A 20,878-nucleotide genomic window follows, 5' to 3' on the forward strand; every position below is an offset into this window, starting at 1 on the left:
TATAAAAAATTAAAAATTAATTTCTACGTTTATTCGCTATTAAGGTATTTTTTAATAACATAGCAATAGTCATAGGACCAACACCGCCAGGAACAGGAGTAATAAAAGAAGATTTTTCAGCTACTTCGTCAAAGGCCACATCCCCAACTAGTCTAAATCCACTTTTTTTAGAAGGATCAGCAACTCTTGTAATTCCCACGTCGATTATAACAACACCTTCTTTTACCATATTACCTTTTAAAAATTCTGGAATACCAATGGCAGCAATAATAATGTCTGCTTCTTTAGTAATATTCTCTAAATTTTTAGTTCTACTATGCGTTAAAGTTACAGTAGCATTTCCGACTTTTCTCTTTTGAGAAAGTAAAATACTCATAGGACTTCCAACAATATGGCTACGTCCAATAACGACAACATTTTTTCCTGAAGTTTCAACTTCATAACGGTCTAATAATTCTAAAATCCCAAATGGAGTTGCAGAAATAAAAGTAGGTAAGTTTAAAGCCATTCTACCAACATTTTCAGGATGAAAACCGTCTACATCTTTGGCTGGATCTATAGCTAATAAAACTTTTTGTTCATCAATATGTTTAGGTAAAGGTAGTTGTACAATAAATCCATCAATATCATTATCGACATTTAAGATTTCAATTTCATTTAACAATTCAGCTTCAGTAGTTTCTTCTGGTAATTGAATTAAAGTTGATTCGAAACCTACACGTTCACATGCTTTCACTTTTGCATTAACATAAGTTAAACTAGCCCCATCATTACCAACAATAATTGCTGCTAAATGAGGCGCTTTTTTTTCGTTTCTCTTTAATTCACCAACTTCTAAAGCTATTTCTTCTTTAATGTCGGCAGAAGTTTTTTTTCCGTCTAATAAAATCATTTTTTGTTGTTAGTGTGTTGTTTATGTTGTGTAAATAAAAAAGAGAAGTGGGCACACTTCTCTTCTGTAATTTTTTATCTCATTCCTCGCATCATTTGCATCATTCTTTTGCCTCCGCCACCTTGCATCATTTTCATCATTTTACTCATTTGATCAAATTGTTTCATGAGTTGATTTACTTCTTGTACTGAGGTTCCAGAACCTTTAGCGATTCTCTTTTTTCTACTTGCGTTTATAACAGAAGGTTTACTTCTTTCTTCAGGGGTCATTGAAAATATAATAGCTTCAATTCCTTTAAATGCATCATCATCAATATCTACATCCTTTAAAGCTTTTCCAGCACCAGGTATCATTCCAACTAAATCTTTCATGCTACCCATTTTTTTGATTTGCTGAATTTGATTTAAGAAATCGTCAAAACCAAATTGGTTTTTTGCAATTTTCTTCTGTAATTTTCTAGCTTCAGCTTCATCATATTGTTCTTGAGCACGCTCAACTAACGACACAACGTCTCCCATTCCAAGGATACGATCAGCCATACGATTCGGATGGAATACATCAATAGCATCCATTTTTTCACCCGTACCAATAAACTTAATTGGCTTATCAACTACAGATTTAATAGATAATGCAGCACCACCTCTTGTATCACCGTCTAATTTTGTTAGTACAACTCCGTCAAAATTTAAAACATCATTAAAGGCTTTAGCAGTGTTTACTGCATCTTGTCCTGTCATAGAATCTACAACGAATAATGTTTCATTTGGATTTACAGCTTTATGAATATTAGAAATCTCAGTCATCATTTCTTCATCAACAGCTAAACGACCTGCGGTATCTATAATAACCACATTTTTTCCGTTTGCTTTTGCATGCTTAATTGCATTTTGAGAAATTTCAACAGGATTTTGGTTTCCTACTTCAGCATAAACTTCAACACCGATTTGTTCTCCAACAACTTGTAATTGATTAATAGCGGCAGGACGATAAACATCACAACCTACTAATAATACTTGTTTAGTTTTCTTGTTTTTTAAATAATTGGCCAGTTTACCTGAGAAGGTTGTTTTACCCGATCCTTGTAAACCAGACATTAAAATTACAGTTGGACTCCCGCCAAGGTTAATACCTACTGTATCTCCTCCCATTAATTCAGTTAACTCGTCTTTTACGATTTTAACCATTAACTGACCAGGATTTAACGTTGTTAATACGTCTTGTCCTATGGCTTTTTCCTTAACCGAGTTTGTGAATTGTTTTGCAATTTTAAAGTTAACATCGGCATCTAAAAGTGCTCTACGAACTTCTTTTAAAGTTTCGGCAACGTTAACCTCATTTATCTTACCATGACCCTTCAGCGAGTGTAGAGCCTTATCTAATTTTTCACTTAAATTATTGAACATCGATGTCTACTACATTTTTTAGAGGCACAAATATAGGTATTTTAAGAGTAGTTTTCAATTAAATCTCTTGTGTGATGTTCTGTATGATGCGCAGTCCACATAATTATTTCTCGAAGTGGCATTTTTCCTAGTAATGGATGGGGTAAAATTAAGTTGTCTAGTTTATAATCACTTAACTTTTTAGTCTTACTTTGTAATTTTTTATTCTGCTTTTTTAAAGTAGCTACAAGTTTAATTATTTTTTTTTCGTTTGGAGTACTTACTTTACTATTAAAATCTCTGGCTTTGTCTTTATATTTTATTAATTTTTCGTCATATCTTTTCACAATCTCTTCATATGTTCTTAATTCTCTATTAGTTGTGCCAAATTTTGCTTTTAAAATAAATGGCGGTAAATTTAAAGCAAGATTCAATGGTTTAATAGAATCTACAAGGTGTTGAATTTGTTGACCAGCTGTCCATCGATTTATTGGTCCTTTCTCCCAATATTTTCCTTCTTGTTTAGATATCCATTGAAATAACTGTTGATGTTTTTCTTCAAGTAAATTTGAAATTGAATTTTTATCCATATCCGTATAAAATGAAATGCATTTTAAAGATATAAAATTAAATTTTACAATTGACTACATTAAAAATACGGTTGATTACATTTCGTTTTTTTTAAGTTTAAACTTCAAATACTTTTGAAAAAGTAAAACAAAAAACAAAGTCATGAGAACAAAATCGATTATACTAACATTGATTTTAATATTATCATCTATTGCATATAATTTAGCAGCACAGACAAATATTAAAGTCTATGGAAAGAATGAAAATTTTAAAAAAGCAGTAGGAAATATTACTCTGTTTATTAAAGGAAAAGGAAAGTTTCATATAGAATACGAAGGAGATATAGAGGTTTCAGATGATGATAAAGATATTATTTCAATTTCAAGAGATGGTTTTATAGAGATTAAAAAAACAAGTTTTGGAAAAAAGAGAAGGCTGGTAATTGAAGCAGAAAGTGGCTCTTTAAAAAAGAGATATTATGTTGGGTGGAGTGAAAAAAACTTTGACCCTGAAGGGAAAATTTGGTTAGCTGAAATTCTTCCAGAAATTGTAAGGTATACTGGTATTGCTGCAAAATCTAGAGTAGAAAGGTTTTATAGAAGAGGAGGAGCAACAGCAGTTTTTAATGAAATAGAAAAATTAAATGGCGATTATGCTGAATCTACATATTTTAAACTTTTGTTAGATAAGGGTTTGGATAATTCGGAATTAATAAAACTTATAAATTTAGCTAGTACTACTATTGATTCTGACTATTATTTATCGGATATTCTTCAAAAAAATCAAAATTTATTTTTACAAAATGAACAATCAGTATCAGCATATTTAAATGCCACAAAAACTATAAAATCTGATTATTATAAATCTCAGTTAATAGAAAATGCGATTGATAATACAGAGATAACAGACGAGCAATTAGATAAATTATTAGAAATTTCTAAAAATATTAGCTCAGATTATTATTTATCTGAAGTGTTAACTAAAATTTTAGAAAATAGAGATTTAAATAAATCAAATATGAATAAAATTATGAAATTATCTAACAGTATTAGTTCAGATTATTATAAGAGTCAAATTTTGAAAAAAGCATTAAAAAAGAAAGATTTATCTAAAGAGAATTATGATACTTTTATTAAGTCTATGGGAGATGTAGATTCTGATTATTATGCTTCAAATGTAATTAAAGATTTACTTAAAAAGGATTTAAATGATAAATCATTAAATGAATTAATAACACTTGTAGAAAAGAATGTAGATTCTGATTATTATGCATCTGATGTTTATAAAAAATTAGCTAAAAGAGATTTAACAGAAAAGCAATTAATTAAAATATTAGAGTCTTTACATACTATCAATTCAAGTAATTATTTATCATCTGTTTTAATCGCTTTTGCTCCAAGTGTGAAACAGGCTTCCCAACGTGTTAAAGACGCTTATTTAAAAAGAGCTAAAAGTATAGATTCAGATCTTTATTTTGGTAGGGCTATAAAAGCAATTTATTAAAAATTATACAATAAAAATTTTAATATGAAAAAGAGTTTACTTTTCGTTTTTATAATGACATTTTTAATTTTGGTTTCTTGTGAGTATCACAATAAAAATAACGATTCGTTTAAAATTATAATTAACGAAAAAACAAAGAAATTAGATTTATTGTATTCAGAGTTGTACAATAATCAGAAATTTAACGGTAATGTTCTTGTTGCTGAAAAAGGAGATATAATATTCCAAAAAAGTTTCGGATTGGCGAATGAAAAAGATCAGATTAAATTAAATTTAGAAACTACTTTTGAATTAGCTTCTGTATCTAAACAATTTACAGCAATGGGAATAATTTTACTTGAAAAAGAAGGAAAATTATCTTTAACAGATACCATATCAAAATACATCCCTGAGTTAAAAGAATACAAAGCTATAACGATACAAAATTTGTTAACACATACAAGTGGTTTACCAGATTATATGGAATTGTCAAATAATGAATTAGATAAAAGTAAAATTGCCACAAATCAAGATATTATAAATCTTTTTCATAAAGTTAAACCAAAGAGAAATTTTGAATCAAATCAAAAATGGGAATATAGCAATACAGGATATTTATTATTAGCTACAATAATTGAGAGAGTAAGTAAGAAAGAATATGGAGATTATTTGAAAGAAAAGATTTTTGATCCTTTAAAAATGAAGAATACTTTCGTACACAGAAGAAGATTCAATCCTAAAGAAATTAATAATTACGCATTAGGGTACATTTATTCTGATAGTTTGAAAAAGAAAATATTACCTGATGAATTAGGTAAAGAGTATTATGTGGTTTATTTAGATGGAATTGTTGGTGATGGTATGGTAAATTCAAATTTATATGATTTATTGAAATGGGATAGGGCTTTGTATAATAATGTATTAGTGACTGAAGAGGAAAAAAAGCATATATTTTCATCATACAAAATTAATGGAAATACTGAGACAGATTATGGTTATGGTTGGATGATTGAAGATTCTGAAAAATTTAATAAAATTGTTTCTCATTCTGGAGGATGGGCAGGTTATATTACTTATATAGAAAGGCATATAGATAACGATAAAACAATTATTATTTTACAAAATAATTCTACAAATCAAATTGAAATACCTATAAAAAATACAAGAAGGATTTTATATGGGATGCCTATTGAAAAACCTATTAAATTAGTTAAAGAGGTTTTAGGAAATTTAGCTGGAATTTATATTTCAAATAAAGGAATAGAAGAACAAATTATTTTTGAAAATGATAAACTTTGGGTTCCAATGAATCCAGAAATTAACCTTGAATTAGTTCCTGTATCTGAAACAAAATTTATTGTCGATGGATTTTCACCAGAAGTATCATACACGTTTGTCCTTAATAAAAAAGGGGAAGTTAAACAATGTAGAATTCAACAAGAAGGAACTAAGGTAGATAAAGTAATAAAAAGAAAAAAAAATTAAAAGTCTTAAGTTTAAGTTCATGTAAATGAAACTAATAAAAATACATCTTCTTACTATTATAACTGGACTAGCATTAGGAATATCAGTGGGATATTTTATGCTAATAGGAGAGCAAAAAGGAGAAGATATTAATATAATTACCATCTTTTTATTAGCTTGTTTGGGGATAGTGTGTGGATATTCAAATTTGGTTATTTCCAAAGTTTTAGATAAACAATTACCTTGGAAAACAAATGAAGGAACACGATTGTTTTTAGGAATAATATTACATTTTGTAATTACTTTTTTAATAAGTGTTTCTCTTTTTTACTTCTATCTTTTGGCATTGAATCCTATTTCTGATTTTCTATCAGAATATTCATTGATTTTAATAAAATTGAGTATTATATTTTTTATAATTTCAATATTATTTCAAGTAGTTTATTTTGCTTTATACTCATATTATGCATATGCTACATTACAGATAGAAACAGTAAAACTTCAGAGGAATCAAATAGAACATCAGCTAGAAGCTTTAAAATCACAATTAAGTCCACATTTTTTATTCAATGGTTTAAACGCGATTTCATCATTAACTCATAAAGACAAAACAAAAGCCTCTTTATTTATAAGAAAGTTAGCTTTAATGTACGATTATGTTTTAAAAAGTTATGATACAAAACTCATTGAACTAGAGAAAGAAATGGAATTAGTAGCGTCATATATTTTTTTAATTAACAATAGATTCGAAAATAAATTTAAATGTGAAATAACATTATCTCCTGTTTTATTAGGAACTAAAATTCCACCATTATCTATACAAATGTTGGTAGAAAATGCTGTTAAACATAATGTTTTAAGTATTGAAAAACCTTTGATGATGAAAATTACAAATGATGAGGAATTTATTTATGTTCAAAATAATATTACATCGAAGCCTAAAAAGGTTAGTTCATTTAAAATAGGGTTGAAGAACATTAACAAAAGGTATTTGCTTTTAACAGGAAAAAACATAGAAATGAGCAATGGAGATAAATTTCTAGTAAAATTACCTATTATACGATGAAAAAGTTATTTATACACAAACCTTTGTTTCGATTACTAAGTCCTGTTTTTAGTGGAGTAGTGGTGTATTTATTAATTCTTTTGGTGAATAATAATGTAGCACAAATTCGACAAGAATTTTTAGGACAAGAATTATATGTGTGTATTGGGTTATCGTACATAGTTCAAGAGTTTTTAAGGTTTTCATTATTACAATTTAAAAGGTTTTTTAAATCATTAAGTAGTCCTTTTTTTATACTAATTCAAGTCTTCGTTACCATAATATTATGTATTGCAATTGTATCGTTATTTATGACAATATATTACAAGAAAATATTAGGGTTTTCACCAAATTTTGAAGAGTTATTATTGTTCAATAGTATTTTTAGTGTTGTAAGTGCTATTTATATTTTACTTTTTATTAGTCACGAATATTTACATAAAATAAATACAGATAAATTAAAAGAAGAGGAACAATACCTTCAATTTATAGAAGAAGATTTTCAAGAATTTAAACAAGGGATTAATCCTAGTTTATTATTCGAAAGTTTAGAAAACTTATTAGTATTAATTCAAAATGATACTGATTTAGCAGATAATTTTATCGATCATTTAGCAACAATATATCGTTATATTTTATCAAGTAAAGAAAAACAATTGGTAACGATTCATGAGGAATTAGAAGCTACAAATGAATTGGTACATCTTTTTAATTATTTACCATTCAGAAATATTACAATAGTAAATGGTGTTAAAAGTGATTTTTTAGTTGTACCAAGAAGTTTACTTTTTACAATTGAACAAATTATTAGGACTACAATCATCTCATCGAATTTAGAATTAAAAATAGAATTAAAAGAAACGGAAAATAGTTTTATTCTAACTTATGTAACCAATGATAAAATAACAACACCATTTACATTACACAGTATTAAAGAGATAGAAAGAGTTTATAAAATATATAGTGATATAGAAATACAGCTTATTACAACTGATTTTAAACGAACGATAACCTTACCAAAACTAACTACCAAAACTGAAAAAAACTAAAATGAAAATAATAATAGTTGAAGATGAATCCTTAGCTGTAGAGAAACTAGAACGTTATCTTTTAAAGTACGACGGAACTATTGAAATTTCAACGAAACTTGATAGTATTCAAAGTGCAGTAGAATTTTTTCAATCAGAAAATGAATTTGATGTTGTTTTTATGGATGTTCAATTAACAGACGGTCTAAGTTTTGAGATTTTTAATCAAACTAAGATCGAGAAACCCATCATATTTGTTACAGCTTTTGATGAATACGCGATAGATGCTTTTAAGGTGAATAGTATAGACTATATTTTAAAACCAATTACATTTACTGATATCTCCAAAGCAATGACTAAATTAAAGTCAATGCAAAATCTTTTCAAAAAAACAGAAGTTGTATCTAATGTTGCTAAAGATTTAATCAAAAGAAAGTTTAAAGATCGCTTTTTAGTGAAATTAGGAAACCATATTCATTCAGTAAAAACAGACGAAATTTCTTTGTTTTATGCTGAAGGAAGAACAGTATATTTAGTAACGAATTCTGGAAAAAAATATATTTTAGATTTTAAATTAGAAGATTTGGTAAAAATTTTAAATCCTAAAAACTTCTTTAGAGTAAATAGAACATTTATAGTTGGAATCAATCCAATTAAAGATGTGTTAGTTTATTCTAATAGTAGATTAAAAATCACAACATCATTTCAACTCGAAAAAGAAATTATAGTAAGTAGAGAAAAAGTTTCTCTATTTAAAAATTGGTTTGAAGGTAATTAATTATAAAGCTTGTTTTTATATTTTTTGATACCAAGAACTAACCCGAAACAACTAATAATTATAATACAAATGAGCATTGGAATAATAAGAAATTTTATGTTAAGTAAAGTACTTATTATTGTTAGTATTAAAAAAGAAACTCCAATATATATCCATATAGGCTCAGATTCTAATCTGTTTTGAGAAGGAAAATTTGGTTCTTTATTAAAGAGAACTTTTAAAGTGTCCCAATCCCATATCAATAGTAAAATATTAGCTAATAACATTAATCCAGTTATAATAGGTGTTCCTCTAAAATCATAAGATATTGTAATAACAAAAACATTGGTAATAATAGCAAAGAAAGCAACAGCACCTAGTTTAGCATAGCGTTGTGTCATCAATAATATTCCTGCAATTAATTGTCCTATTCCTAAGAATTTCCAATAAATTCCAGATTGATATAGTGTTTCAAAAAAATGCCAAGCTGTGTTGATCGGATTTTCAGCACCACTTTCGGTAGTAAATCGCATCCCTTGTATTTTTTTAATACTAGCAAATACAAAAGCAAAGCCTATTAAATACCTAGTGTATATAATAAACAATTGAGGTAATAATTTATTTTTCATCTCTGTTTTTACTTGGTTACTTAGTTAGAGACGAACAATATAAATTTTTGTTACCAAAGAGTCAGGTATTTACTTTGTATAATACACAAGATTCTAGTTTAGGATATTCTTTTAAAAATGGATGATTAAAAGTACTGGCTTTTTGCATTCCTATTTTCTCCATTACCTTTATTGAAGAAATATTAATTGAAGGAGCAACAGAAACAATTTCAGATAACTTTAAAGTTTCAAAACCGTACGATAAACAACGTTTTGCACCTTCAGTAGCGTAACCATTTCCCCAAAACTTTGGTAATAACCGCCAACCAATATCTGTAGAAGGATTAAAATCAGCTTTATAAGTTTGTAAAGAAAGCCCCACAAAACCTATAAATTCTTGAGTTTCTAATTTTTCAGTAGCGAAATAGCAATATTTATGTGTTTCAAATTGCTGCTGCATTCTTTTTATAAAATCTTCACATTGTTCTTTAGAAGCTGTAGAAGGAAAAAAACGCATAACTTCTTGATCGGAATTTAATTTATATAAATTATCTAAATCATTAATAGTCCAATTTCTAAATCCTAAGTTTTCAGAAGTAAATATGTAAGAGTTCATTTTGTTAATTTTTATCAGTATGAAATCACATTTTTTTTGATCACAAAAAGCAAATTAATACATTTACTTCCTAAGGAACCGAACAAATATTGATTTTTTATGAAAAAAAGTATCACGCTGAAAGAGTTGGCTAAGATTCTTGATGTTTCTGCATCTACAGTTTCAAAGGCTTTAAATGATAGTTATGAGATTAGTGAGGCCACAAAGAAGAAAGTTGAAGAAGCAGCTAAACGATATAACTACAGACCAAATAGAGCTGCTTTAAATTTAAAATCAGGAAAAACAAATACAATAGGAGTAGTATTACCAAGTATTAAAGATTTCTTTTTAGTTAGAGCTTTAAGAGGTATTGAAAGTGTTTTAGCAGATACAGATTATAATATTATTATTACCGTTACTAATGAATCTTTTGAGAAAGAAGTAAAAGCTGTAGAAACCTTAGTAAATGGTTTGGTTGATGGTATTATTATAGCGGTAACTGAAGAGACACAAATTAAACAAGATTTTAAGCATTTAAGTGATATTTCAGAAAGTATCGATTTATTAATGTTTGATAGGGTTGATAATCCTGTAGAATGTGATAAAGTTTTGGTAAATGATTTTGAAGCTGTACAAAAAGCTGTACGACACTTAAAGTTTAAAGGAGCTTCTAGTGTAGCATTAGTTTCTTCAAATAAAAATTTAAGTGATGAAAATACAAGGCTATTAGGATATTTAGAGGCTATAAAAGATAATCAAGATCCTCTTATTGTTAAAGGAAATGAAATGTATATTGAAAATGAACTTCATGTTTTATTTGATGAAGAAAAAGTAGATGGAATTATAGCATTAGATGAAGAAGCTTCATTAGCAGCTTTTAGAACAGCTAGTAAAAGAAAACTTTTAGAGGATAGAAAATTATTAATGATAGGTTATGCTGGAACAAAAATTTCTGAACATTTAAAACCTAGCTTAAGTACGGTTGATCAACATGGAAAAAGAGTAGGAAGAACTACAGCAAAACAATTATTAGATAAATTAAATAAAGAGTCAAAAACAAATAAAGTTACAGTTGTGTATTCATCTTTATGCGAAAGAGCAACAACACAAACAATTATAAATCCTCTGTAAAATGCTTACGAACTTTATTTTTTGAGAATTTCTCTTGATTATATTGTTCTGAATTTCCTTTAGGAATAGATAAAGATTGCCATTTTTCGTTAGTTAACATTTTCCCTAAAAATACAATTTGCCCTGTATGATAAGAGTAATGACAAAGCTGACGATTAATTGCTTCCGTAACAGTATGTCCATGATTTCTGATGTAAATAATTTTTTCTAAATCATTTTGATGTAAAGATCCAATTGCGTTAAATAAACATTGCCATCCTTTTTGCCAATATGATATTATCTCATCTTTAGAAACAAAAGTATTTAAAAATTCTTCATCTCTATTGCGCTATTCTTTTTCGCCATCTTCAGTTAAAAAGTTAGTCCATCTAGATAACATATTACCTACCATGTGTTTTACTATAATTGCTATAGAATTTTCATGAGTATCAGCTATCCAAAAAAATTGATCATTAGTAAGTTGATTAAATGTTTTATCTCCTAAATCTTTGTAATATTCAAATTGCTTGATAGCGCTATTTAAGTAAGAATTGGTCATAAAAAAGAGTTGAATTTTCAACTCTTAATTTACATTATTTTTTTGAAGGAATAAATTTTAGGGCTACACCATTAATACAATCTCGTAATCCTGTAGTCTCTCTGGGTCCATCATTAAAACGATGTCCTAAATGCCCGCCACAAGTATTACACTTAAGTTCCGTTCTGGCATAACCAATCTTATAATCTACATCAGTTTCAATATTGTTTTCAATAGCTTTATCAAAAGAAGGCCAACCTGTTCCTGAATTAAATTTACGTTCCGATTTGTACAAAGGAGTTTCACAACCAGCACAAACAAAAGTCCCTTTTTCTTTTAAGTAGTTAAATTCACTTGTGTTTGGTCTTTCTGTTCCAGCTTTTCTCAATACATAATACTGCATTGGAGTTAAAGCTTTTTTCCATTCTTGATCGGTTTTTTGAACCTTATATTTTTTCGATGAAGCTTTATCTTTCTGTGCAATAGATTCACAAGAAATTAAGGCTAATACAGCGAATAAAACAAATATTTTTTTCATACTTAAGAAATTATAAAATCAACAACTCTATTCATGGTTTCTTTATCACGTAAGATTTTTGTGTGTCCTAATCCTTGCGTGATTAAAATAGAACCTTGGTTTAAGTTTTGACGAATACTGTATGCACAACTTACAGCCACATCACCATCTAAAGAATCATGAACAACTAAAGTAGGTATATCTACTTGTTTAGCTGTTTCAGAGCTAGCATTTAAATCGATATCTTTACCTAATTTCTTATCATAATAATTTTTCATTCTTTTAGCAATCTCAGGTTTTAATGTAAGATTGTTTGTAAAATTCATTAGAATTTCACTGATCGTATCTCCAGAGCCAATAGATATAATTTTATTTGTTTTAAAGCCATCTGCATATGCAGAATATAAAGACATTCCTCCCAAAGAATGACCAACGGCAGCTTCAAAAGGACCGTGTTCTTTATTAACTTCATGAATAGCTTCAATAAATTCAGGCATTAAAGTAGTTTTACCTTCAGATTTACCATGAGCTGGAGCGTCAAAAGAAATTACCATATATCCTTTTTCAAGTAATTTATCTGCAATCATAAATAGCTGTGTACTTCTACCGCACCAACCATGAACCAGTAGTATTTTTTTAGTAGAGTAACCATAAGTTAATACATCAATCTCTTTATTGATAGAAGAAACTTTTAACCTGCTTTTTTGAGCACTCTTCCACATTGTTTTTTCTCGTTCAGGTAATTGAAATTTGATAGGAGTTGAAAATAATTTCAAAGAAAACTTTGTTGCCAAAGCAGGAGAAATAAACTGAATAATTTTACTTATTTTTTTGACTTTATTTGGAATAGCTAAGCCTTGGGGTAAAATTCTGTTTGAAGCTGTTTTCATTATCGGGTGAATATTTTTAATGTAAAGATAGAATTTTGTATTTTTAAAAACATAGAAAGTGACTTTTACACTAAATTTGAGTCATATTTTAATAAAGAGTAACAAAAAATCAATAAAAAGATGAGAAGAATTTTAGCTTTAGTAACTGTAATCACATTATTCATTCAATGTAGTACTGTACCAATTACAGGAAGGAAGAGAGTGAATTTTGTAAGTGATTCTCAAGTTTTACCTATGAGTTTTCAACAGTATAGTGGTTTTTTAAAAGAAAATAGTAGTAAATTAATTAAAAATACTAAGCAATCTAGAGAGTTAAAATCAATAGGTAAAAATATAGCTGCTGCTGTTGATCGTTTCATGAGAGCTAATGGAATGACTTCTGAAGCTAATTCTTATCGATGGGAATTTAATTTGATTAATGATGAAACAATTAATGCTTGGTGTATGCCAGGAGGAAAAGTAGTTTTTTACACAGGCATTATGCCTATATGTGCTAATACTAATGGAGTTGCTGCAGTAATGGGGCATGAGGTTGCTCATGCATTTGCAAAACATGGACAAGAAAGAATGTCTTCAGCTCAAATGCAACAATTAGGAGGTTTAGCAGTAGCTCTAGGAACAGCAAATAGTAAGCAACGTAATTTATGGAATATGGCTTATGGTGTAGGATCTCAATTAGGAATGCTTAAATTTAGTAGAACTCATGAAACTGAAGCAGATAAATTAGGTTTAGTTTTTATGATAATGGCAGGTTATAAAGGAGAAGAAGCTGTTAATGTTTGGTTTCGTATGAGTGAAAATGCTAAAAAATCGGGTAGAAAAGCACCCCCAGAATTTTTAAGCACTCATCCACACAACCAAACAAGAATTGTAGATTTAAAAGCATATTTACCTACAGCAAAAAAATTAGCAGCTAAATATAATGCTGAAACAAAAAATATAGGAGTAAAAAAATAAAAGGTAACTTTTTGAGTATATTGCAAACCGTTCTTAAAATAAGAACGGTTTTTTAATTTTTCTAAGTGATGGTAAAAATACAAGGAGACTCAAAAGTAATTAAAGCTTGGGCTTTTTATGATTGGGCAAATTCAGTTTATTCTTTAGTGATTAGTACAGCAATTTTTCCAATGTATTATGATGCGGTAACTGAAGGTAATTTTGTAAGTTTTCTCGGTATAGAATGGGAACATCCTAATTCTTTATATACTTATGCATTATCATTTTCATTTTTAATTGTAGCTATTATTTCACCAATTTTATCAGGTATTGCTGATTACAGGGGAAATAAAAAGAGTTTTATGAAATTCTTTTGTTTGTTAGGAAGTTTATCTGTTATGAGTTTGTATTTATTTGAAGGCTTATCTACAACTTGGATTGGGATTATAGCTAGTATTTTAGCAAGTATTGGTTTTTGGGGAAGTATTGTTTTCTACAATGCATATTTGCCAGAGATAGCACATCCTGAAGATCATGATAGGGTAAGTGCAAGAGGTTTTATAAATGGATATATCGGTTCTATTTTATTACTTCTTCTATGTTTATCATTGGTCATATTTCATGATTCTTTTGGCTTAACAGAAGGAGTGGCTACACGTTTATCTTTTGTACTTGTAGGAGTTTGGTGGTTAGGTTTTGCACAAATTACTTTTAAAAAATTACCAAAAGATAAAAAAATACCAAAAGATCAATTAGAAGAAGGGTATTTATGGAAAGGCTTTCAAGAGCTTAAAAAAGTATTGAAAGAAGTAAAAAAAGATCATCCAGTTTTAAAACGTTTTTTAATAGCTTTCTTTTTGTTGAGTGTTGGTGTTCAAACGATCATTTTAACAGCTACATTATTTGGAACAGCAGAATTAAAGTTAGGAAAAATTAACCTAATAGGAACCATATTAATTATTCAAGTTTTGGCAATTTTAGGTGCTTTTCTTTTTTCTAGAATATCTGAAAAATTTGGAAATATAAAAGCTTTAACGATTACTATTATTGTTTGGATGTTTGTTTGTTTTGGGGCATTTCTTTTACATAAAGATTTAAATAATATTTTAGTCTATTTTTATTTGTTAGGAGGAGTTTTAGGTTTAGTATTAGGAGCAATTCAATCTTTAGCAAGGTCTACTTATTCTAAATTAATTCCAGAAACAAATGATAACACAACTTATTTTAGTTTTTTTGATGTAACTGAAAAAATTGCAATAGTAACAGGAACCTTTGTTTATGGTTTCTTAAATGCCATTACAAACTCTATGCAATGGAGTGTTTTATCTTTAGCTATTTTCTTCTTTGCATCTTTAGTAGTTTTATTAAGACTGAAAAAGACAAAGTATGTGTCTTAGAAAAATATATTTATTAGTTATTTATAATCATTTCTTGCATCTGTAAGTGCTTTATGACAGTTGTCACAGATTTCATCTGTAAAACAAATAAAAAATTCACCTTTTACAATTCCATATTTCAGAGTATATTTTTCTCTATTTAAGCTTTTAAAAGATTTATTTAGGTAGTCTTTTTCTTTCTCAGTCAATAAGTCATAATATTTGAGTTTAATGATAGCTTCACCATTATTATTTTCTACAATACCAATGTTAACTAATTTTTCTTTGAGTTCTGGATTATTATTTAAAATATCAATATAATTTTCTATACTCATTTCTTTACAAGGAGTGTTCATAACAATAATACATTAAAGTTTATCTTCAAATTTAGTAAATAAAAAAAGAGCTTCACAAAGAAGCTCTTTTTTTATTTGGTTGATTAATTCGTATGAACTAATTATTGAATAGTTACATTAAAAGTAGCTTCAATGTCAGTTTCTCCACCAGCTTGTTCTACTAATCCATTATTTGGTTTAGTTGGTTCGTGTTTTAACGTGAATGTTATAGTACCTGAGCTAGCTTCACCTGCTACAAGACTAAAGTTTATTCCTAAAGGATTATTATTAGAATCGTTAGGAGTTTTATAGTTAAAAGCGACGTTTGGTCCTACTGCAGTATAAAAAAACTGATGTTCATTAGCTTCTTCTTCTACTTCTTTTGTGATATCTTCAGCAGGATTTTCAGTTTCGTTTAATACTACAATTGAGCCGTTATAAGTTGTATTTGCTGCTAAAGTTGCGTTTGATGGTGTTATTACTGGTGAGTTAGGTCCGTTACCATCTAAATCTTGAGTTTTTAACACTATAGCAGTTCCACCGCCATCTGGTGTTAAGGTAATTGTCATCGTTGTTATAACTTCTTCTTCATTTACTTCTTCAGGAGTTTTATCGTCAGAACACCCTGTAAATACTAATGAAGAGATAAATAAGAATGCTAATAATTTAATTGATTTCATAATAATATATTTTTAATTTATTTAAGGTTCTATTTAATAATTGAGTTTTAATTGTATTTTAAAATTTCTACCTAAATCATCAGCAAAAAATCGTAATTGATTTAAGTAATTTCTATAAGAAGTATCTAAAATATTATTTACAAACAGATTTATTCCTACTTTGGTTTTTGATAATTTAAATTCAAAACCACTAGAAAAATTTAATAAATGATATGCATCTGGAGGGGTGCTAATATCAACTAATTCATTAGTGTTACTTGTAGCCACAAACGTTGTGAAATTATTATTTGGAAACAGTGTTTGTCTTGCGTTAAATTCACTTTCTAAATTTGCGAAAAAGTTATTCCATTCTTTTTTATTAAACTGTAAATTACTTACGGTTTTAAATGCTGGTATATCAATTAATGGTCTATCATTAGTTAAATCATCTCCTTTGATATAAGAAGATTTGTTCCTAATTAAAAAATTATCATTAATTTGGTACGATAAATCAGTGTCTAAACCAAATAAATTGGCTTTAGTTTGTTTATAAGACCATACTACAAAGGCACCTCTAATTGTAGTTTCTGAAGTAGTAGGTTCTATGTAAATAAAATCGTCAATAAAGTTGTAAAAGCCTTCTATAGAAGCTTTGAATTTTTCACTTGTAAATTTATAAGTTGTTGAAATTCTATGGGAAGATTCTGGACGGATACGTAAATCTCCTAACTCAATTCTAGCTGCAGAGTGATGTAAACCATCACTAAATAATTCAGCAGGATTTGGAGCTCTATTTGATAAACCATAATTAAATAGTAAAGAGTTTTTTTGGTTGAATTCATAAGACAGTCCAACTGAAGCTGATATATTATGATAATTAAAAGTTGGATTTGTTAAGAATTGTGATCCTCTGTCATCTATTATTATAGAATTAAAATCTTGATCATAATTGAGTGAATTCCATCTAGATTTTAAGTAAAACTTCTTTGCGTTAATATGATTAAAGTCGTATCTGATACCTGATGAAAAAATTAAACCATTAAAAAAAATTAATTCAGATATAGTATAAACTCCCACATTATACTTATCATAGTCAGGTATTAGTCGTCTTACTCCTGTTTCAGGGTCAGGAAAATTATTTTGGTATCCGCCAGAAATCCCAATTTTGAATATCTTGTTCGGATTAGCATCAAACTTCATGTCAGCTTTTACATTATGAGTTTTTAATGTAAGGTCTGTTGCAGCAATATTACTTCTTCCACCACGCCTTATGTCAAATTCTTTACGCTGATTATGTTGAAAATCATATTGTAAAGAAAGTTTTCCAAGGCCTTTAAATCTTTTGTAAAAGTTAGCTTTAAAGAGTTGATGTGTAACATCTTGTTTAGGGTTGTTAATATCGTAGCTGAAATCCTTTATCACTAAAGGAATGTCGTTATTAATAGCTCTAATTAAATCAGCTGTATTCCCTATATGAGCAGCTCTTAAAATCCCTATTTCATTTGATAAATAACTGTAATAAATATCATAGCCTTTATCAAATCTTTTAAAGCCAGTGTTAAAAGATAAACCTAAAGATTTTAATCCTGTATTTGTTAAATTATAATCAGGGGCTTCAAAATCTCCGGCTCTTTTTAATGAAGCTTGTCCATTTACAAACCAACCTTTCTCAAAGGATTTATTAATTGAAGTGCTTACAGAGGTAAGGCTACCATTAGTTTGCTGAGATAAAATTGTTTTTCCGTGTAAAGAATCTTTTACGATTATTTTAGCAGGATTAACAACAACAACACCGCCAATGGCATCACCAGCATATTCAAGTGCACTAGCACCTTTAATAAGAGAAATACTACCCGCTGCATTAATATCAATATTTGGAGCATGTTCTATTCCCCAGTCTTGATCTTGTAATCTAACATTATTTACAGATATTAATACTCTACTACTATGTAAACCATTTATAATAGGCTTAACAATAGCATTTCCAGTATTTAAAGATGAAACACCAGATACTTCTTTTAAAGCATCTCCTAAACTACTATTACTGTATGCATCAATTGTACTTTCTTTAATTAAAGTTTCTTGTGATGTTTTAGTTTTTATTCCGTTAGAAGATTTTACCTGAACTTCTTTTAATTCTTCAATGTGATGTTCTAAATCAATTATCTTAAAAGTATTTTTTGTTAGATTTATTTCGATAATTTGTGTATCACAAGCTACATGAGAAACTTCTATAATTAATTTACCACTACATAAATTCTTAAATTTAAACTTACCATCTAAATCAGTGGCAGCATATCTATTAAGGTTCTTTATGTAAACTGTAGCATCAATTATGGGAGATTTGTCATGGAAATCTTCAACGAGCCCAGAAAAAGTATATGTGCATTTTTGACCTATTATTGAATTTGATAAAAAAAACAATAATACAATCAAAAAATAGTGATTGAATTTCATTATGAATGTTTAGTTTGAATTATATGCTAATACTAGTATAATTAAACTAAAGAAGGTGGGGCTCTAAGAGAAAATGATAATTTTAAATAGGATTCTAAAGAAGTATAAAGACTAGTTAAAAAATCAATTTTTTCATAAGAAATAAAAGTAGTATTTGTAAAATCTATAGTTGTGAAACTATTAAAATTAAATTTACAAATTTCACACTCTACTTCATGTTCATGTAAGTGTTGATCGTTTTCAGAAATACAAATCTCAGATTCGATATGATCCGAATCAAAGGAATGTACTAGCTGTATTATTGATGGACTCAATAACAACAGAAGTAACATTACTACAGATAAATATTTCTTTAATGTCTTCATTGATTCGCAAATTAAAAGGATTTATTTTTAAAATCCAATTAATTAACTTAATTTTTAAAAGGTATCTTGCTGATAAATACAGTTCCTTTAGGTTTAAATTTTGAAAACCCTATTCTTGAAACATAATTATAAGATGAATCTGTAACTTTATTCATTTGAACATAAATAGGATCTTTATCCAAATCTGTTTTAGGGTTTTTCATTTTCAATGTATATGAAAAGTTATTTCTCCAAGTAATAAATAAAGTGTCTATATGTTGAATCTCTTTTTCATATACAGTAGTATCTGTTGAAATAGTTACTTTTTTTGTATAATATTCTATTTGTAAACTATCTTTTCTAACTATAATAGTTTTACTGTAATTGTTTCCAGCAGGAATTTCAAAAGTTCCGTGTTTAAAACGTTCAGGATTTCCTTCTGTATTTATATTACAAGAAGTAAGTACTATAGCTAGAAAAGATAAGATTAAATATTTCATTAAATTCCAGTGTAATTTGATGGAGTAATTTGTTTTAATTCAGATTTTATAGCATCTGAAACTTCTAAAGTATCTATAAAATTAGCAATAGATTGTTGCGTAATTTTTTCATTAGTTCTTGTTAGTCCTTTTAAAGCCTCATAAGGGTTAGGATAAGCTTCTCGTCTTAAAATAGTCTGAATTGCTTCAGCAGCAACAGCCCAATTATTTTCTAAATCGTTTTCAAACTTTTGTTGATTTAATAATAATTTATTCAAACCTTTTAAAGTAGCCTTAAAAGCAATTAAAGTATGTCCGAAAGGAACTCCAACATTTCGTAATACAGTACTGTCAGTTAAATCACGTTGCATACGCGAAACAGGTAGCTTACCAGCTAAGTGTTCAAATATAGCATTAGCTATTCCTAAGTTTCCTTCAGAGTTTTCAAAATCAATTGGATTTACTTTATGTGGCATAGCAGAAGAACCTACTTCACCTTTTTTAATTTTTTGTTTAAAATAATCCATTGAAATGTATGTCCAAATATCACGATCTAAATCAATAAGGATAGTATTCACACGTTTCATAGCGTCGAATAAACTAGCCATATGATCATAATGCTCAATTTGTGTAGTAGGGAAAGAATGGTGTAATTCTAAAACTTCTTCAACAAATGAAGTTCCAAAAGCTTTCCAATCAATATCAGGATAAGCTACTTTATGTGCATTGTAATTTCCTGTTGCTCCACCAAATTTAGCTGCATTGGGTATGTGCTGTAAGAATAATATTTGCTGATTAATACGTTCTACAAAAACGAATAATTCTTTGCCTAATCTTGTAGGAGAAGCTGGTTGACCGTGAGTTCTAGCTAACATAGGAATATCATCCCATTCTTCGGCTAAATCGGCTAATTTAGAAGTTAAATTATCTAACGTAGGAAAATATACTTCTTCTACAGCATCTTTAATAGATAGAGGAATAGCAGTATTATTAATATCTTGGGAAGTTAATCCAAAATGAATAAACTCTTTATATTTTGATAAGTTTAAAGCATCAAACTTTTCTTTTATAAAATATTCAACAGCTTTTACATCGTGATTTGTTACACTTTCTATTTCTTTAATTTTTAAAGCATCTTCAGTAGTGAAATCTGAATATATGTTACGCAATTCTGGATATAAGTTTTTATCAATATCTTGTAATTGTGGTAAAGGAATTTCACATAAAGCGATAAAGTATTCTATTTCTACTTTAACTCTGTATTTAATAAGTGCTTCTTCAGAAAAATAATTTGCTAGTTGATCTACTTTGTTTCTATATCGACCATCGATAGGAGAGATGGCATTTAATGTAGTTAAACTCATATTAGTGTGTTGTGTTCAAACGACAAAAATAGAAAATACTATGCTTATAT

General features: G+C 28.2%; 21 protein-coding genes and 1 pseudogene. 8 read left to right on the forward strand and 14 right to left on the reverse strand.

What is annotated here, in order from left to right:
- Positions 1-16 precede the first annotated feature (16 nt).
- The 3 genes from folD to ACSIGC_RS01375 all read right to left on the reverse strand — a co-directional run bounded on the left by folD (position 17) and on the right by ACSIGC_RS01375 (position 2,864).
- Entirely contained in the window at positions 17-892 is an 876-nt protein-coding gene (gene folD, locus ACSIGC_RS01365; protein WP_442266390.1) for a bifunctional methylenetetrahydrofolate dehydrogenase/methenyltetrahydrofolate cyclohydrolase FolD, read from the reverse strand.
- Positions 893-966: 74 nt separating this feature from the next.
- Entirely contained in the window at positions 967-2,295 is a 1,329-nt protein-coding gene (gene ffh / locus ACSIGC_RS01370; RefSeq protein ID WP_442266391.1) for a signal recognition particle protein, read from the reverse strand.
- A 41-nt stretch (positions 2,296-2,336) separates the two neighbouring features.
- Positions 2,337-2,864, reverse strand: coding sequence for a DinB family protein (locus tag ACSIGC_RS01375; RefSeq protein ID WP_442266392.1), 528 nt, complete (start codon positions 2,862-2,864; stop codon positions 2,337-2,339).
- Positions 2,865-3,006: 142 nt separating this feature from the next.
- Between ACSIGC_RS01375 and ACSIGC_RS01380 the strand changes: the two genes are divergently transcribed.
- The 5 genes from ACSIGC_RS01380 to ACSIGC_RS01400 are packed head-to-tail and all read left to right on the forward strand — an operon-like array spanning position 3,007 to position 8,641.
- Positions 3,007-4,347, forward strand: coding sequence for a hypothetical protein (locus tag ACSIGC_RS01380; RefSeq protein WP_442266393.1), 1,341 nt, complete (start codon positions 3,007-3,009; stop codon positions 4,345-4,347).
- Between the two features lie 24 nt (positions 4,348-4,371).
- Positions 4,372-5,811, forward strand: a complete 1,440-nt coding sequence (locus ACSIGC_RS01385; protein ID WP_442266394.1) for a serine hydrolase domain-containing protein — start codon at positions 4,372-4,374, stop codon at positions 5,809-5,811.
- 25 nt (positions 5,812-5,836) lie between these two features.
- Positions 5,837-6,856: a sensor histidine kinase gene (locus ACSIGC_RS01390; protein WP_442266395.1), complete on the forward strand. Its 1,020-nt coding sequence runs from the start codon at positions 5,837-5,839 to the stop codon at positions 6,854-6,856.
- Positions 6,853-7,884 (forward strand): histidine kinase, encoded by a 1,032-nt coding sequence (locus ACSIGC_RS01395; protein ID WP_442266396.1) that lies wholly within the window; start codon positions 6,853-6,855, stop codon positions 7,882-7,884. The genes ACSIGC_RS01390 and ACSIGC_RS01395 overlap by 4 nt, the downstream gene beginning before the upstream one ends.
- 1 nt (position 7,885) lies before the next feature.
- Positions 7,886-8,641, forward strand: a complete 756-nt coding sequence (locus tag ACSIGC_RS01400; protein ID WP_442266397.1) for a LytR/AlgR family response regulator transcription factor — start codon at positions 7,886-7,888, stop codon at positions 8,639-8,641.
- On the opposite strand, the gene ACSIGC_RS01405 is transcribed toward ACSIGC_RS01400, so the two are convergent.
- Together ACSIGC_RS01405 and ACSIGC_RS01410 are read right to left on the reverse strand one after the other, a co-directional pair.
- On the reverse strand, positions 8,638-9,249 hold the full coding sequence (locus ACSIGC_RS01405) for a hypothetical protein (RefSeq protein ID WP_442266398.1): 612 nt from the start codon (positions 9,247-9,249) through the stop codon (positions 8,638-8,640). The genes ACSIGC_RS01400 and ACSIGC_RS01405 overlap by 4 nt on opposite strands.
- Positions 9,250-9,310: 61 nt before the next feature.
- Entirely contained in the window at positions 9,311-9,844 is a 534-nt protein-coding gene (locus tag ACSIGC_RS01410) for a GNAT family N-acetyltransferase (RefSeq protein ID WP_442266399.1), read from the reverse strand.
- A 99-nt stretch (positions 9,845-9,943) separates the two neighbouring features.
- Between ACSIGC_RS01410 and ACSIGC_RS01415 the strand changes: the two genes are divergently transcribed.
- Entirely contained in the window at positions 9,944-10,954 is a 1,011-nt protein-coding gene (locus ACSIGC_RS01415) for a LacI family DNA-binding transcriptional regulator (protein WP_442266400.1), read from the forward strand.
- Here the strand turns inward: ACSIGC_RS01415 and ACSIGC_RS01420 are convergent.
- The 3 genes and pseudogenes from ACSIGC_RS01420 to ACSIGC_RS01430 form a co-directional block, all read right to left on the reverse strand.
- A pseudogene (locus ACSIGC_RS01420) lies at positions 10,938-11,492 on the reverse strand (DUF1572 family protein). The gene ACSIGC_RS01415 and the pseudogene ACSIGC_RS01420 overlap by 17 nt on opposite strands.
- 34 nt (positions 11,493-11,526) lie before the next feature.
- Positions 11,527-12,009 (reverse strand): peptide-methionine (R)-S-oxide reductase MsrB, encoded by a 483-nt coding sequence (gene msrB, locus ACSIGC_RS01425; protein WP_442266401.1) that lies wholly within the window; start codon positions 12,007-12,009, stop codon positions 11,527-11,529.
- A gap of 2 nt (positions 12,010-12,011) precedes the next feature.
- Complete coding sequence (locus ACSIGC_RS01430; RefSeq protein ID WP_442266402.1) at positions 12,012-12,878, reverse strand: alpha/beta hydrolase; 867 nt, start codon at positions 12,876-12,878, stop codon at positions 12,012-12,014.
- A gap of 120 nt (positions 12,879-12,998) precedes the next feature.
- On the opposite strand from ACSIGC_RS01430, the gene ACSIGC_RS01435 reads away from it, so the two are divergent.
- Positions 12,999-13,835 (forward strand): M48 family metallopeptidase, encoded by an 837-nt coding sequence (locus tag ACSIGC_RS01435; protein ID WP_442266403.1) that lies wholly within the window; start codon positions 12,999-13,001, stop codon positions 13,833-13,835.
- A 68-nt stretch (positions 13,836-13,903) separates the two neighbouring features.
- The gene (locus ACSIGC_RS01440; RefSeq protein WP_442267737.1) at positions 13,904-15,211 is read left to right on the forward strand and encodes an MFS transporter; all 1,308 of its coding nucleotides are present in this window, start codon (positions 13,904-13,906) and stop codon (positions 15,209-15,211) included.
- Between the two features lie 17 nt (positions 15,212-15,228).
- On the opposite strand, the gene ACSIGC_RS01445 is transcribed toward ACSIGC_RS01440, so the two are convergent.
- The 6 genes from ACSIGC_RS01445 to purB form a co-directional block, all read right to left on the reverse strand.
- Positions 15,229-15,546, reverse strand: coding sequence for a hypothetical protein (locus tag ACSIGC_RS01445; RefSeq protein ID WP_442266404.1), 318 nt, complete (start codon positions 15,544-15,546; stop codon positions 15,229-15,231).
- 101 nt (positions 15,547-15,647) lie between these two features.
- Positions 15,648-16,205, reverse strand: coding sequence for a type 1 periplasmic binding fold superfamily protein (locus ACSIGC_RS01450; RefSeq protein ID WP_442266405.1), 558 nt, complete (start codon positions 16,203-16,205; stop codon positions 15,648-15,650).
- A 33-nt stretch (positions 16,206-16,238) separates the two neighbouring features.
- Positions 16,239-18,641 carry a TonB-dependent receptor gene (locus tag ACSIGC_RS01455; protein WP_442266406.1) on the reverse strand — a complete coding sequence of 801 codons (2,403 nt, stop codon included), beginning with the start codon at positions 18,639-18,641 and terminating at the stop codon, positions 16,239-16,241.
- A 41-nt stretch (positions 18,642-18,682) separates the two neighbouring features.
- On the reverse strand, positions 18,683-19,006 hold the full coding sequence (locus ACSIGC_RS01460) for a hypothetical protein (RefSeq protein ID WP_442266407.1): 324 nt from the start codon (positions 19,004-19,006) through the stop codon (positions 18,683-18,685).
- Positions 19,007-19,053: 47 nt separating this feature from the next.
- Positions 19,054-19,485, reverse strand: coding sequence for a hypothetical protein (locus ACSIGC_RS01465; RefSeq protein WP_442266408.1), 432 nt, complete (start codon positions 19,483-19,485; stop codon positions 19,054-19,056).
- Positions 19,485-20,828, reverse strand: coding sequence for an adenylosuccinate lyase (gene purB / locus ACSIGC_RS01470; protein WP_442266409.1), 1,344 nt, complete (start codon positions 20,826-20,828; stop codon positions 19,485-19,487). Before purB ends, ACSIGC_RS01465 begins: the two co-directional genes overlap by 1 nt.
- Positions 20,829-20,878 lie beyond the last annotated feature (50 nt).

Source organism: Tenacibaculum aquaeponti (assembly GCF_052084715.1).
Classification (GTDB): domain Bacteria; phylum Bacteroidota; class Bacteroidia; order Flavobacteriales; family Flavobacteriaceae; genus Polaribacter.